The sequence below is a fragment of the Streptomyces sp. ITFR-21 genome (genome assembly GCF_031844685.1).
GTDB lineage: Bacteria > Actinomycetota > Actinomycetes > Streptomycetales > Streptomycetaceae > Actinacidiphila.
Genome location: NZ_CP134605.1, coordinates 2,887,647 through 2,901,517, shown reverse-complemented (window position 1 = coordinate 2,901,517; position 13,871 = coordinate 2,887,647). Strand labels below are relative to the sequence as shown.

Annotated in this window: 10 protein-coding genes and 1 tRNA gene; 6 read left to right on the top strand and 5 right to left on the bottom strand. The window is 72.4% G+C overall.

The genetic code is table 11. The features are described from left to right. Positions 1–54: 54 nt before the first annotated feature. Complete coding sequence (locus RLT57_RS12655; RefSeq protein WP_311297494.1) at positions 55–1,008, bottom strand: NADP-dependent oxidoreductase; 954 nt, start codon at positions 1,006–1,008, stop codon at positions 55–57. A gap of 326 nt (positions 1,009–1,334) precedes the next feature. On the opposite strand from RLT57_RS12655, the gene RLT57_RS12650 reads away from it, so the two are divergent. From RLT57_RS12650 to purM, 4 genes are all read left to right on the top strand, one after another. Continuing rightward, the gene (locus RLT57_RS12650; RefSeq protein WP_311297493.1) at positions 1,335–1,538 is read left to right on the top strand and encodes a DUF4177 domain-containing protein; all 204 of its coding nucleotides are present in this window, start codon (positions 1,335–1,337) and stop codon (positions 1,536–1,538) included. A gap of 105 nt (positions 1,539–1,643) precedes the next feature. Then, positions 1,644–2,447, top strand: coding sequence for a maleylpyruvate isomerase family mycothiol-dependent enzyme (locus tag RLT57_RS12645; RefSeq protein WP_311297492.1), 804 nt, complete (start codon positions 1,644–1,646; stop codon positions 2,445–2,447). A 272-nt stretch (positions 2,448–2,719) separates the two neighbouring features. After that, the gene (gene purF, locus RLT57_RS12640) at positions 2,720–4,237 is read left to right on the top strand and encodes an amidophosphoribosyltransferase (RefSeq protein WP_311297491.1); all 1,518 of its coding nucleotides are present in this window, start codon (positions 2,720–2,722) and stop codon (positions 4,235–4,237) included. A 47-nt stretch (positions 4,238–4,284) separates the two neighbouring features. After that, entirely contained in the window at positions 4,285–5,352 is a 1,068-nt protein-coding gene (gene purM, locus RLT57_RS12635; RefSeq protein WP_311297490.1) for a phosphoribosylformylglycinamidine cyclo-ligase, read from the top strand. Between the two features lie 77 nt (positions 5,353–5,429). Here the strand turns inward: purM and RLT57_RS12630 are convergent, their stop codons facing one another. After that, the gene (locus tag RLT57_RS12630) at positions 5,430–5,687 is read right to left on the bottom strand and encodes a DUF3073 domain-containing protein (protein ID WP_311297489.1); all 258 of its coding nucleotides are present in this window, start codon (positions 5,685–5,687) and stop codon (positions 5,430–5,432) included. 267 nt (positions 5,688–5,954) lie between these two features. Further along, on the bottom strand, positions 5,955–7,109 hold the full coding sequence (locus RLT57_RS12625) for a Leu/Phe/Val dehydrogenase (RefSeq protein ID WP_311297488.1): 1,155 nt from the start codon (positions 7,107–7,109) through the stop codon (positions 5,955–5,957). A gap of 232 nt (positions 7,110–7,341) precedes the next feature. Here RLT57_RS12625 and RLT57_RS12620 point away from each other — a divergent pair, with 232 nt between their 5' ends. Next, the gene (locus tag RLT57_RS12620; RefSeq protein WP_311297487.1) at positions 7,342–8,187 is read left to right on the top strand and encodes a hypothetical protein; all 846 of its coding nucleotides are present in this window, start codon (positions 7,342–7,344) and stop codon (positions 8,185–8,187) included. Between the two features lie 494 nt (positions 8,188–8,681). Next, positions 8,682–8,888, top strand: a complete 207-nt coding sequence (gene bldC, locus RLT57_RS12615) for a developmental transcriptional regulator BldC (RefSeq protein ID WP_033321412.1) — start codon at positions 8,682–8,684, stop codon at positions 8,886–8,888. An 847-nt stretch (positions 8,889–9,735) separates the two neighbouring features. Here the strand turns inward: bldC and RLT57_RS12610 are convergent. Next, a tRNA-Asp gene (locus RLT57_RS12610) sits at positions 9,736–9,810 on the bottom strand. A gap of 49 nt (positions 9,811–9,859) precedes the next feature. Beyond that, on the bottom strand, positions 9,860–13,834 hold the full coding sequence (gene hrpA / locus RLT57_RS12605; RefSeq protein ID WP_311297485.1) for an ATP-dependent RNA helicase HrpA: 3,975 nt from the start codon (positions 13,832–13,834) through the stop codon (positions 9,860–9,862). Positions 13,835–13,871: the final 37 nt, after the last annotated feature.

Below are 13,871 nucleotides of genomic sequence, written 5' to 3'. Positions count from 1 at the left end.
TCGCGCCGGTCGTCGCGCCTGGCGGATCAGGCGGGTCCGGGGGGACAGGAGGGATCAGGCGGAGAAGTCCAGGACGAGCCGGCCGCGCAGACCCCCGGCGGCGAAGCGGGTGTGGGCGGCGCGCGCCTGGTCGGCGGGGAAGACCTGGGCGACGCGCGGGGTGACCAGGCCGGCCTCCACCTGCCGGCAGAGCAGGTCGAGGCGGTCGGTCTCGGTGTTCGCGGTGCGGGTGATGACCTTGTGCAGGGTGATGTCGCGTTCGACGGGTCCGTCCCAGCCGAGGAGCACGGCGAGCGCGCCGCCGTCGGCGATGGCCGGGAGCACGGCCGCGTCCAGCACGGCCGCGTCGACGAGGCCGTCGACACCGTCGGGCAGCGCTGCCCGGATGGTGGCGGCGACCGCGGGCCCCCGGTCGACCAGGAGGTCCGCGCCGAGGGACTCGATGAGCTCCTTGTCCGCAGGGCCGGTGTCGGCGACGACCCGCAGTCCCGCGGCCTTGGCGAGTTGCACGGTGAACCCCCCGACCGCGCCCGCGGCGCCGGTGACGGCCACCGTCCGGCCCGGCGGCAGGTCGAGTTTCTCCAGGGCCAGTTGGGCGGAGACACCGTTGAGGGGGAGGGTGGCGGCGGCGGCGAAGTCGACGTTCGCCGGGGCGGGGACGGCGGAGGCGGCCGGTACCACGACGTACTCGGCGTAGGCGCCCCCGTGCGGGCCGGTGGGGACGACGAGGGCGACGACGCGGTCGCCCACCGACAGCCGTCCGTCGGTTTCCGGCCCGATCCTGTCGACCACCCCGGCGGCGTCCATGCCGGGTACGTGGGGCGGCCGGCGCCCGGCGAGGGCGCGTCCGGCGCTGCCGGCGCCGGTCATGAAGGAGACGTCGGTGTGGTTGACCGCGGCGGCGTGCACGCGGATACGGATCTCCCCGGGGCCCGGCTCCGGTGTCGGGATCTCGAAGACCTGGAGCGCGTCGGGACCGGTTAACTCGTTTACTCCCAGAACCTTCACGGCCGGTGTTCCTTTCGGTGCGGGACGGGTCCGCAAGAGGACGTCGGACGGTGGTGCCTGCGAGAGCGGCGTCTGACAGTCTCCCCGTCCGTCCGGCGGACCACAATCGCCCCGCCGCCTACCCCTGTGTAGACGCGCGCGGCCGAGGCGCCGGTCCGCCCTACGGCCGAAAGCCGACGGTCCGCCCGACCCGGCGGCGGCCCGGCCGGGGGCCGGCCGCCGCCGATACCCGGGGGGCGCCCGCCGGGTGTCGGCGGGCATGGTTGGCTGTCCTCCGCACACCTGTGTGCGTACCACCGAAGAGAGCAACGGCGAGGGGCCCGAGCATGTACGAGTACAAGGTCGTCACCTTCCGGGAAGCGTTGATCGGCGACGCCCTGGACAGCGGAAAGCTGGAGAAGACGCTCAACAAGTACGCCGAGGACGGCTGGGCGCTGAAGGAGATCACCGGCGGCGACGTGAAGGGCCGGATCGGCCCCGGCGCCGTCGAGGGTCTGCTGCTGACGTTCGAGCGCCCGCGCCAGGGCTGAGTTTCCGGCCGCGGCCCGGCTCGGGCCGGCGTTCCCGCGGGGGCCGGGCCGAGCCTCCCGGCCCTCCGGCGCCGGTCCGGTCTGCCCGCGGGCTACGCTCGCCGCATGCCCGCCGCGAGCCGCCGCCCCCGTACCTACGACCCCGCCAGGACCTGGGCCGCGCTCCTCGCGCAGGTCGGGCACGTGCGGGCGGCCGTGCGGGAACTGACGCCCGAGCAGTGGGCGGCGCCCAGCGGGCTGCCCGGCTGGGACGTCCGCACCCTGGCGGTCCACATCGTGCGGCAGGTGGGCGTGCTGCGGCAGCTGCTCGCCGAGGCGCCCGCGCCCCCCGGCACCAAGCCGACCGAGCCCACCCTGTGGGCGCGGTCGACGGCCGGCATCGCCGACCAGCTGGACGCCGCCACCACGGAGCAGGCCGGGCGTACCGCCGACCCGGTGGCCGCCCTGGACGAGGAGGCCGCGCTGCTGCCGGCCCAGGAGCGGGAGGCGCTGCGGGCCGACCGGGTCACCGGCCACCCCTTCGGCGGCATGCGGGCGCTGGACTTCACCGTGACCCGGCTGGTCGAGCTGGTGGTGCACAGTGACGACCTGGCCCGCGCGACCGGCGTGGACGTCCCGCTGGACCGGCGGGCGCTGGCCGCCGCCGTACGGCTGCTGGCGGACGCCCTGGCGGCCGCGGTGCCCGGCAACAGCGTCGAGGTCCGTATCCCGCCCTACGCGGCCGTCCAGTGCGTCGAGGGCCCCCGCCACACCCGCGGCACCCCGCCCAACGTGGTGGAGACCGACCCGCTGACCTGGCTGCGGCTCGCCACCGGCCGGCTGTCCTGGAGCGAGGCGCTGGCCGCCGCCCGCGTCTCGGCGAGCGGCGAACGCGCGGACCTCGGGCCGTACCTGCCGGTGATGCGCTGAGGCGGCGCGCGGCCGGCGATCGGCGGCCTGGGCGGCGCGCGGTCGGCGGAGCGGGCAGCGGGCGGTCGACCGGTCACGCAGGGTTTCGGGCCGCCGCCCGCGGGCGGGGGAAAGCGCCGCCGCGACCGCGGATCCGGCGCCCCGGCCGCCCGGGGCGCCCGCCCGGACGCACGTCACACGGCCTTGTGCCCCAAGGGGTGACGCGCATAGAACGATCCCCGGTCAGCGTCCCTCGTTCGGCCGATGGACTTTCCTGCCCTAGACTCCTGAACGTGCCTCGTGGTGACGGACGACTCAGCCACGACCTGCTCCCCGGTGAGAAGGGCCCCCAGGACGCGTGTGGCGTCTTCGGTGTCTGGGCCCCCGGCGAAGAGGTCGCCAAGCTCACCTATTTCGGGCTGTACGCACTGCAGCACCGCGGACAGGAGTCCGCGGGCATCGCAGTGAGCAACGGCTCCCAGATTCTGGTCTTCAAGGACATGGGTCTGGTTTCCCAGGTCTTCGACGAAACCTCCCTCGGCTCCCTGACCGGCCACATCGCCGTCGGGCACGCCCGCTACTCCACCACCGGCGCCTCGGTGTGGGAGAACGCGCAGCCCACCTTCCGCGCCACCGCCCACGGCTCCATCGCCCTCGGCCACAACGGCAACCTGGTGAACACCACCGAGCTCGCCGAGATGGTCGCCGCCATGCCGCAGGGCCCCGGCCGGGCCACCAGGGTCGCGGCCACCAACGACACCGACCTGGTGACGGCCCTGCTGGCCGGGCAGGTCGCCGACGACGGCAGCCCGCTGTCCGTCGAGGCCGCCGCCATGAAGGTGCTGCCCCGCGTCAAGGGCGCCTTCAGCCTGGTCTACATGGACGAGCACACCCTCTACGCCGCCCGCGACCCGCAGGGCATCCGCCCGCTGGTGCTGGGCCGGCTGGAGCGCGGCTGGGTGGTCGCCTCCGAGACCGCCGCGCTGGACATCTGCGGCGCCAGCTTCGTCCGCGAGATAGAGCCCGGCGAGCTGGTCGCCATCGACGAGCAGGGCCTGCGGACCTCCCGGTTCGCCGAGGCCCGGCCCAAGGGCTGCGTCTTCGAGTACGTCTACCTGGCCCGCCCCGACACCGACATCGCGGGCCGCAACGTCTACCTCTCCCGGGTCGAGATGGGCCGCAGGCTCGCCAAGGAGGCCCCGGTCGAGGCCGACCTGGTGATACCGACCCCGGAGTCCGGCACACCGGCCGCGGTCGGCTACGCCGAGGCCAGCGGCATCCCGTACGGCTCGGGTCTGGTGAAGAACTCCTATGTCGGCCGGACCTTCATCCAGCCGTCGCAGACCATCCGGCAGCTCGGTATCCGGCTCAAGCTGAACCCGCTCAAGGAGGTCATCCGCGGCAAGCGGCTGATCGTGGTGGACGACTCGATCGTCCGCGGCAACACCCAGCGGGCCCTGGTCCGGATGCTGCGCGAGGCGGGCGCCGCCGAGGTGCACGTCCGGATCTCCTCGCCGCCGGTGAAGTGGCCGTGCTTCTTCGGCATCGACTTCGCCACCCGCGCCGAGCTGATCGCCAACGGTATGACCGTCGAGGAGATCGGCGTCTCCATGGGCGCCGACTCGCTGGCGTACATCTCCCTGGACGCCATGGTGGAGGCCACCACCATCGCCAAGCCCGACCTGTGCCGGGCCTGCTTCGACGGCGAGTACCCGATGGACCTGCCCGACCCCGAGCTGCTGGGCAAGCAGCTCCTGGAGACCGAGCTGGCCGGGGGCCCGGCCGCCGCGGACGCTCTGCGCCGGCCCTGAGGCCCGGCCCCGTACGCCGTTCCCCATCCGACACGAAAGTGCCAGCCATGTCTGAGACCACCGGTGCCAGTTACGCCGCCGCCGGCGTCGACATCGAGGCGGGCGACCGCGCCGTCACCCTGATGAAGGAGTGGGTGCGCAAGGCCACCCGCTCCGAGGTCGTCGGCGGCATCGGCGGCTTCGCCGGGCTCTTCGACGCCTCCGCCCTCAAGCGCTACGAGCGCCCGCTGCTGGCCTCGGCCACCGACGGGGTGGGCACCAAGGTGGACATCGCCCGCCGGATGGGCGTCTACGACACCATCGGCCACGACCTGGTGGGCATGGTCGTGGACGACCTGGTGGTGTGCGGCGCGGAGCCGCTGTTCATGACCGACTACATCTGTGTCGGCAAGGTTCACCCGGAGCGGGTGGCGGCCATCGTCAAGGGCATCGCCGAGGGCTGTGTGCTGGCCGGCTGCGCGCTGGTCGGCGGCGAGACCGCCGAGCACCCCGGCCTGCTGGGCGCCGACGACTTCGACGTGGCGGGCGCCGGTACCGGCGTGGTGGAGGCCGACGCCCTGCTGGGCGCGGACCGGGTCCGGGACGGCGACGTGGTGATCGCCGTCGAGTCCTCCGGACTTCACTCGAACGGGTACAGCCTGGTCCGGCACGTCTTCTTCGACCGGGCCGATTGGGCGCTGGACCGGGATGTGCCGGAGTTCGGCCGCACGCTGGGCGAGGAGCTGCTGGAGCCCACCAGGATCTACTCGCTGGACTGCCTGGCGCTGGCCCGGACCGCGGAGGTGCACGCCTTCGCGCACATCACCGGCGGCGGGCTGGCCAACAACCTGGCCCGGGTCCTGCCGGCCGGACTGTACGCCTCGGTCGACCGCTCCAGCTGGGCCCCCGGCCCGGTGTTCGGAGTGGTCGGCGAACTGGGCGGGGTAGCCCGCCCGGAGCTGGAGAAGACCCTGAACATGGGCGTGGGCATGGTCGCCCTGGTGCCGCCGCAGTCGGTGGACGTCACGCTGAGCGTGCTGGCCGACCGGGGCACCCGGGCGTGGGTGGCCGGCGGGGTCAGGGCGCGCGACAGCGACACCCCGGCCGTGGAACTGACCGGAGACTACGCGAGCTGACCCACCTGCTCGACGGAGCCGACGAAACCCGGTCCGGGCGGGGCCCGGACCGGGTCAGCGTTACGGCGGCGGCGGCGTCAAGCGCGACGGCGCTGCGACGGTGACGGCTGGGACTCGTCCTCGTCCTCTTCGTCGTCGTTGTAGAGATCCGCGTACTGAGCGTACGGGTCGTCTTCGGTCTCTTCGTCATCGTCCTCGACAGGCGCCGGATTAACCGGCCTCGACGGCGATGCGCCCAGCTCTTCGGCCAGACGTGAGAGATCCGTGCCGCCGCTGTTGTACTTCAGCTGGCGGGCGACCTTCGTCTGCTTGGCCTTGGCCCGGCCGCGCCCCATGGCTCGACCCCCTCAACGGCGGGGCTCAACGGCCCCGAGTCTTGACACGCGTTCATGAATCGGAGCGGTCTCCCGGAGGGAGACCGGTCCGTAGGGCCTCAACGGTACCTGCTTCCGACGCCACACGGTACGCCGCCCGCACGACACGCGTCGGAACAGGCCCCGTTCTCCGCCCTGTCCTGCCTGGTCAGGCCCGATTTTACCTTCTTCTAGCGCGAACTTGCTATCGGGTCGTGCTATCGGTCACGCCGGGGCCGCGGCGGGCTCTCAGGCGCTCCGCGGACGCAGCCAGTGAGCGGCCGGTGTACGGTCGGCGATCCGCTGCTCGGCGAGCCGGTCGGCCGCCACCGCGGGCGGGACGCCGTCGGCCGCGGCGCGCTCGAAGATCGCCGCGGTGGTGTCGTGGATCTTCGCCGCCTTGGCCTTCGCCCGCGCGAAGTCGAACCCGTGCAGTTCGTCGGCGACCTGGATGACACCGCCGGCGTTCACCACGTAGTCCGGCGCGTACAGGATGCCGCGGTCGGCGAGGTCCTTGGCCACCCCGGGGTGGGCGAGCTGGTTGTTGGCCGCGCCGCACACCACGGTCGCGGTCAGCGCCGCCACGGTGGCGTCGTCCAGCGCGCCGCCGAGCGCGCAGGGCGCGTACACGTCGAGCGGGGTGCGGACCAGCGTGTCGGTGTCGGCCACCGCGGTGACGCCCGGGTGGCGGGCGGTGACCTGCTCCACGGCCTGCGCGCGCACGTCGGTGACCACCACCTCGGCGCCGTCGTCCAGCAGGTGCTCGACCAGGTGGTGGCCGACCTTGCCGACGCCCGCGACGCCGACCCGCCGGCCGCGCAGCGACGCCTCGCCCCACTGGGCCCGCGCGGCGGCGCGCATGCCCTGGAAGACGCCGTAGGCGGTCAGTACCGAGGAGTCGCCGGCACCGCCCTGCTCGGGGGAGCGGCCGGTGGTCCAGCGGTTCTCCCGGGCCACCACGTCCATGTCCGCGACGTAGGTGCCGACGTCGCACGCGGTGACGTAGCGCCCGCCGAGCGCGGCCACGAACCGGCCGTAGGCGAGCAGCAGCTCCTCGGACTTCAGGACGTCGGGGTCGCCGATGATCACGGCCTTGCCACCGCCGTGGTCGAGCCCGGCCAGCGCGTTCTTGTACGACATGCCGCGGGCGAGGTTGAGCGCGTCCGCCAGCGCGGCCTCGTCGGACTCGTAGGCGTGGAAGCGGGTGCCGCCGAGGGCCGGGCCCAGGGCGGTGGAGTGGAGCGCGATGACGGCCTTGAGGCCGGAGGCGCGGTCCTGGCAGAGAACGACCTGCTCGTGTCCGCCCAGTTCCGATCGGAACAGTTTGGCGATGACACCTTCGGCCACGACGTCCTCGTCGGGCCGGTCGGTCTGTCGTACGTCGGTCACGGTGGTGACTCCCATAGTCCAGTGGTCCCAGTGGTTCACGGGTGTCGCGCCCCCCGTACGGGTGGCGGAGGGTGTGATGGCCTCAGCGTAGGCCCTGGCGGGCCGATCACGGGGGCCGGCCGGGCCCGGCCCCGCGGTCGGTCGGCGGCAGTCCGGCGGCGCCGCGGTGGCAGTGGCCGGGATCACCTCCCGGGTGCCGTGCCGCGTGGGACGATCGGGGAGTCGGTACGGCGGCGAGGGAGCAGGTGTGGGCGGTTCTCCGGTAGTGGTGCCGTACGCGGCGTATCTGCGGGTCTATGAGCCCCTGACGGCCTTCCCTGAGCCCGAACGCACCCACTGGTACCGGTACGCGGCCGCGGGCGCTGCCAGGTCCGCACAGGACGAACTGCGGCAGTCCCTGGCGGACCTGGTGGCCGTGCCGCCGGTCGCGGTGCGGGTGCAGGAGAGCCGGGACGCCTTCGTGGCGCTGATCGACGGGGTGACCCATATCTGCCCGTGGCGCACCCGGCTGCGCGGCTGGCTGGCGCTGGAGCACGCGGGGAAGCTGCTGCCGGACCCGGTGCTGGACGCGATGCTGCCGCCGGTCGTACGGAGCCAGGCCGCGGCCGACCACGAGGCGTGGCGGGGGCGGAATCCGGACGCGCGGCCGTGGATCCGCTCGGCGACCTGGCATGTGCCGGTGCGGTGGTTCGCGCTCGTCGGCGACGACGAGCGGGAGTACGAGCCGGCCGGCGCGGGCGAGTCCAAGGAGCCGCTGATGCGGTACCGGACGCCGATGGTGCAGGCGCGGCGGCGGGTGGCGCGGACGCTGCGGGTGCTCAAGGACGCCTTGGAGGAAGGCCCGTTGATCGACGGGCTGGTCGACGTGGGGCGGTGGCTGGAGGAGTTCCACCCGCGGTCGATGGTGGAACTCGACTACGGCGGGCTGGTGCACCTGATGGGTCCCGACCAGCTGGCCGGGGACCACTCGGCGGAGGACGTCGCGGAGGGGCTCGCGGCGCTGCGGGAGGGCGACTCGGCGGCGGCCGGGGTGGCCTACGAGCGGCTCACCGAGCGGTGGCGGGCGGTGCGGGAGCTGCAGTTCTCCAGCTGAACCCCGGTTCTGACGGTGCCGTCGCGGGGTGGCCGCAGGGCGGTTGTGGTGCGGTTGTGGTGCAGGTGCCGGTCGGGCGTGCTTTCCCCAGGAGCCCCTTTGGGACAAGAATGGCCCAAGCGTGACGCAGAGCACATGACTTAACCCTTGCCTGCATCATCATCTGTCATGCCAAAATGGGACATCGGGTCCTCCTCGGGCTCGTTTCAAAGGTGGGGATGTTGCAGATGATCGGGCTGTGACTGATCGTCACGTTGGGGTGACTGTCCGTTATGGCATGGTCCATCGGCTTCCGTCGAGGTTGAACACCTGAGAGGGCAAATCCATCGGTTTGGCCGACGTGGCTGGACGGATGGTGTAGTTGTAGTGCCGAGGACAAGCCGTTCGTCCTATTACCGACTCGGCCCGCGTCCGCCATTTCGGGCAACGCGGGTCAAGGTGCAGAATTTAGAGGAAAGAACCGCGTTGGTTCGGTTCTCTCGAGGAGGCCGCTCATGACCGCTCGCACCCCTGATGCCGAGCCGTTGCTTACCCCTGCCGAGGTCGCGACCATGTTCCGCGTCGACCCCAAGACGGTCACGCGGTGGGCCAAGGCCGGCAAGCTCACGTCCATCCGCACGCTCGGCGGCCACCGCCGGTACCGCGAGGCGGAGGTCCGCGCACTGCTGGCGGGCATTCCGCAGCAGCGGACCGAGGCCTGACAGCCCTTTCGGGCGGTTCCGGGGTCCCCCACCCCGTCCGACCGCCCAGCCCGGCGGCTTGTCTGCCCCCCATCAGGGAGCCGACGGGTAGCACGCACAGCTTCACGGTTCCACCGGCTTCACTGGTTCCACCGGGACCGCATCGGACTCCGCCGGGTCCGATGCGGTCCCTTTTTCGCGTCTTCGGGCGCGGTGTCCGGTCGGGGGCGGCGGGGTCTGTGGGGTCTTCGGGGCTGCTGCTCGCCAACGCCGGAGTCGTCCCCCCGCTGGGTACCATTGCACATATTAAATTGCGGCCCTTCCGCAGGGGTTCGGATTCCCCCGGTTTCGAAGGACCTTCAGTGACTCCCGTCACATCTCTGCGCGCTTGTGGATCTTCCCACCCGTACGGTAGTGAACTCCCGCGCCACGCAGGGTACTTGCCCGACCACGCGGTGCCCTGCGGGCCGCGACCCGAAGAGCCCGCCGCCGGGGCCGCCTGCCCGGGGCGCCAACGCGAGGAGCCCGCCTCCGACTTCGTGGACGGGCTCGGCCGGATCCGCCAACTGCCGCGGCACTGGGGGGCGTTCGCGCGAGCGAGGGGCGTGCGCGGGCCGCCGCGGGCGGGCGCCCCCGGCGCCGCGTGGCGCGGCCTGCCGGAGGCGGGGGCCGGCGCCCGTCGTCGTACGCCGGCGGGCGTGCGAGGGGCCCGCGTACGGTGCGGTACGCGGGCCCCTCGTATCGTCGTGGTCCTGACGGGATGTCGCCGTGTCCGCTGGCCCCCGGCGCCGCGTGGCGCGGCCCGCTGGGGGCGGGCATGCGAAAGGCCCGCGTACGGTGCCGTAGGCGGGCCTCTCATGTGTCGATGCGGTCCTGACGGGATTTGAACCCGCGGCCTCCACCTTGACAGGGTGGCGAGCACTCCAAACTGCTCCACAGGACCTCGCGAGTCAGACTGTACAGCAGGTCAGGGGGTGGGGTCGAACCGGTTGTCAGGGGCGGGTGAGGGACCACGCGTCGTCGAGGGACTTGAAGACGCGCTTGTCGGAGACGGGGAACGCCGTGCCCAGGGCGTGCGCGAAGTAGCTGACCCGCAGTTCCTCGATCATCCAGCGGATGTCGCGGACCGCGGGCGGCAGGGGCCGGCCGGGCGGCTGCGCGGCGAGCAGGTCGGCGTACTCCGCCTGGATCTCGCGGACCTTCTCCATCCTGCTGGTGTCCCGCGCCGCCCCCGTCGGCATCTGCTGGAGCCGGCGGTCGATCGCGACGAGATACCGCATCAGGTCCGGCAGCCGCGGCAGCCCCGTGTCGGTGACGAAACCGGCGTGCACGAGCCCCGCCAACTGCTCCTTCACGTCCTGGAGGTTGGCGACCAGCACCAGGCTCCTGGTGTCCTTCAGGCGCCGCTCGCAGGAGTGCCAGGCGGCCAGCACCTGCTGGACCCGCTCCACGCCGCGCACGGTCAGTTCGACCAGCTCCGCCCGCACCGCCTCGTACAGCTTGCGGTAGGCCGCCTCGTCCCAGGCGGGCCCGCCGTTCGCGGCGATCAGCCGGTCCGCCGCCGCGGTCGCGCAGTCCTCGAACAGCGCCTGGACGCCGCCGTGCGGGTTGCGGGACAGCGCCAGCTTCTGCTGGTTGGACAGCCGGTCGGCGACGAACTTCGCCGGGTTCACCGGCACGTTGAGCAGGATCAGCCGCCGGGTGCCGCGCCACATCGCCTCGGCCTGCTCCGGCTCGGTGTCGAACAGCCGGACCGCCACCGAGTCGCCCTCGTCCACCAGCGCCGGATACGCCTTCACCGGCTGCCCGGCGCGGCGCGTCTCGAAGGTCCTGGGCAGCGCGCCGACCGTCCAGTCCCGCAGGCCGGTGCGCTGCTCCATGGTGGCCAGCGCCGGGTCCGAGACCTGCTCGAAGGCCCGGGTGATGGCCTCCCGGGTCTTCGGCTTGAGCCGCAGCCGCAGCGCGTCCAGGTCCTTGTCCTCGGCGATCTTGCGGCGGCGCTCGTCGGTCACCCGGAAGGTGATCTTCAGGTGCTCGGGCACCCTGGTGAGGTCGAAGTCCGCCGCGGCGACCGGTACACCGACCATCCGCTGCAACTCCCGGGCCAGCACCGCCGGCAGCGGGTCGGGCCCGGCGGCCACCCGGTCGAGGAACGTGCGTGCGTAGTTCGGCGCCGGTACGTAGTGCCGCCGGATCGGCTTGGGCAGCGAGCGGATCAGCTCGGTGACGACCTGTTCCCGCAGCCCGGGGATCTGCCAGTCGAAGCCGTCCGCGGTGACCTGGTTGAGCACCTGGAGCGGGATGTGCACGGTCACGCCGTCCGCGTCGGCGCCGGGCTCGAACTGGTACGTCACCTTGAAGGTGAGCGCGCCCTGCCGCCAGGAGTCCGGGTAGTCGGCCTTGGTGACCGCCTCCGCGTTCTCGTTGATCAGCATGGACTGCTCGAAGTTGAGCAACTCCGGTTCCTCGCGGCGCTTCTGCTTCCACCAGGAGTCGAAATGGGCCCCGGACACCACGTGTTCGGGCAGCCGGGAGTCGTAGAAGTCGAACAGCGTCTCGTCGTCGACCAGGATGTCGCGCCGCCGGGCGCGGTGCTCCAGCTCCTCGACCTCGCCGAGCAGTTTGCGGTTGTCGTGGAAGAACTGGTGGTGGGTCCGCCAGTCCCCCTCGACCAGGGCGTTGCGGATGAACAGCTCCCGGGAGACCTCGGGGTCGATCCGCCCGTAGTTCACCTTGCGCCGGGCGACCAGCGGGACGCCGTAGAGGGTGACCTTCTCGTACGCCAGCACCGCCGCCTGGTCCTTCTCCCAGTGCGGCTCGCTGTAGCTGCGCTTGACCAGGTGCTGGGCCAGCGGCTCGACCCACTCCGGCTCGATCCTGGCGTTGACCCGCGCCCACAGCCGGGAGGTCTCCACCAGCTCGGCCGACATGATCCAGCGCGGCGGCTTCTTGAACAGCGCCGAACCGGGGAACACCGCGAACTTCGCGCTGCGGGCGCCCAGGTACTCGTTCTTGTCGGTGTCCTTCAGGCCGAGATGCGACAACAGCCCGGCCAGCAGCGAGGCATGGACCCGCTGCGGGTCGACGGCCTGGTCGGTGTGCTCCGGTTCCTTGACGTCGATGCCGAGCTGGCGGGCGACGGCGCGCAACTGGCTGTAGATGTCCTGCCATTCGCGGATCCGCAGAAAGTTCAGGTACTCGCCGCGGCACACGCGGCGGAAGGCGGCGGAGGACAGGCTCTTCTGCTGCTCGCGGATATGGCCCCACAGATTGAGGAAGGCGAGGAAGTCGCTGGTCTCCTCGCGGAAGCGGGCGTGCTGCTGGTCGGCCTGCGCCTGTTTGTCGGCAGGGCGCTCGCGCGGGTCCTGGATGGACAGCGCGGACGCGATCACCATCACCTCGTGGACGCAGCCGTTGCGGTCGGCCTCCAGCACCATCCGGGCCAGCCGGGGGTCCACCGGGAGCTGGGCGAGCTTGCGGCCGATCTCGGTCAGCCGTTTGCGGGGGTCCTTCTGCTGCGGGTCGAGCGCGCCGAGTTCCTCCAGCAGCTGGACGCCGTCCTTGATGTTGCGGCTGTCCGGCGGGTCGATGAAGGGGAACTTCGCGATGTCGCCGAGGCCGGCCGCCGTCATGTGCAGGATCACCGAGGCGAGGTTGGTGCGCAGGATCTCCGGGTCGGTGAACTCCGGCCGGCCGAGGAAGTCCTCCTCGTCGTAGAGCCGGATGCAGATGCCGTCGGAGGTACGCCCGCAGCGGCCCTTGCGCTGGTTGGCGCTGGCCTGGCTGACCGGCTCGATGGGCAGCCGCTGCACCTTGGTGCGGTGGCTGTAGCGGGAGATCCGGGCGGTGCCGGGGTCGATGACGTAGCGGATGCCGGGGACGGTCAGCGAGGTCTCGGCGACGTTGGTGGCCAGCACCACCCGGCGTCCGGAGTGCTGCTGGAAGACGCGGTGCTGCTCGGCCGACGACAGCCGCGCGTACAGCGGCAGGATCTCGGTGCCGGACCGGACCGCGCCGCCGCCGCGGGTCAGGTGCTTGTCGAGGGCGTCGGCGGTGTCGCGGATCTCGCGCTCGCCGGAGAGGAAGACCAGGATGTCGCCGGGGCCTTCGGCCTGCAGCTCGTCCACGGCGTCGCAGATGGCGCCGATCTGGTCCCGGTCGGCGTCCTCGCCGCCCTCCTCCAGCAGCGGCCGGTAGCGCACCTCGACCGGGTACGTACGCCCGCTGACCTCGATGACCGGCGCGTCGCCGAAGTGCCGGGAGAAGCGCTGCGGGTCGATGGTCGCCGAGGTGATGACGACCTTCAGGTCGGGCCGGCGCGGCAGCAGCTGGGCGAGGTAGCCCAGGATGAAGTCGATGTTGAGGCTGCGCTCGTGGGCCTCGTCGATGATGATCGTGTCGTACGCGCGCAGCTCGCGGTCGGTCTGGATCTCGGCGAGCATGATGCCGTCGGTCATCAGCTTGACCAGGGTGGCGTCGCCGACCTGGTCGGTGAAGCGGACCTTCCAGCCGACGGCGCCGCCCAGCGGGGTGCGCAGCTCCTCCGCGACGCGCTCGGCGACGGTGCGGGCGGCGATCCGGCGCGGCTGGGTGTGCCCGATCAGGCCGCGCACGCCCCGGCCCAGTTCCAGGCAGATCTTCGGGATCTGGGTGGTCTTGCCCGAGCCGGTCTCGCCCGCGACGATCACCACCTGGTGGTCGCGTATCGCCGCCGCGATCTCGTCCTTCTTCTGGCTGACCGGCAGCTGCTCGGGGTACGTCACCTCGGGTACGGCGGACCGGCGCGCGGCCAGCCGCAGCTCGCCCCGGTCGATCTCGGCGGCGATCTCGGCGAGCACCGCGTCCCGTGCCTCGGGTTTGCGGATGCGGCGGGCGCCGTCGAGACGGCGGCCGAGGCGCTGCTCGTCGCGCAGGGTCAGCGCGGGCAGCCGTCGGGCCAGCTCGGCGGAGGAGGGTTGGGTAGACATACGCGGTCCAGCATCGCATCCGGCGGCGCGCGGCGGC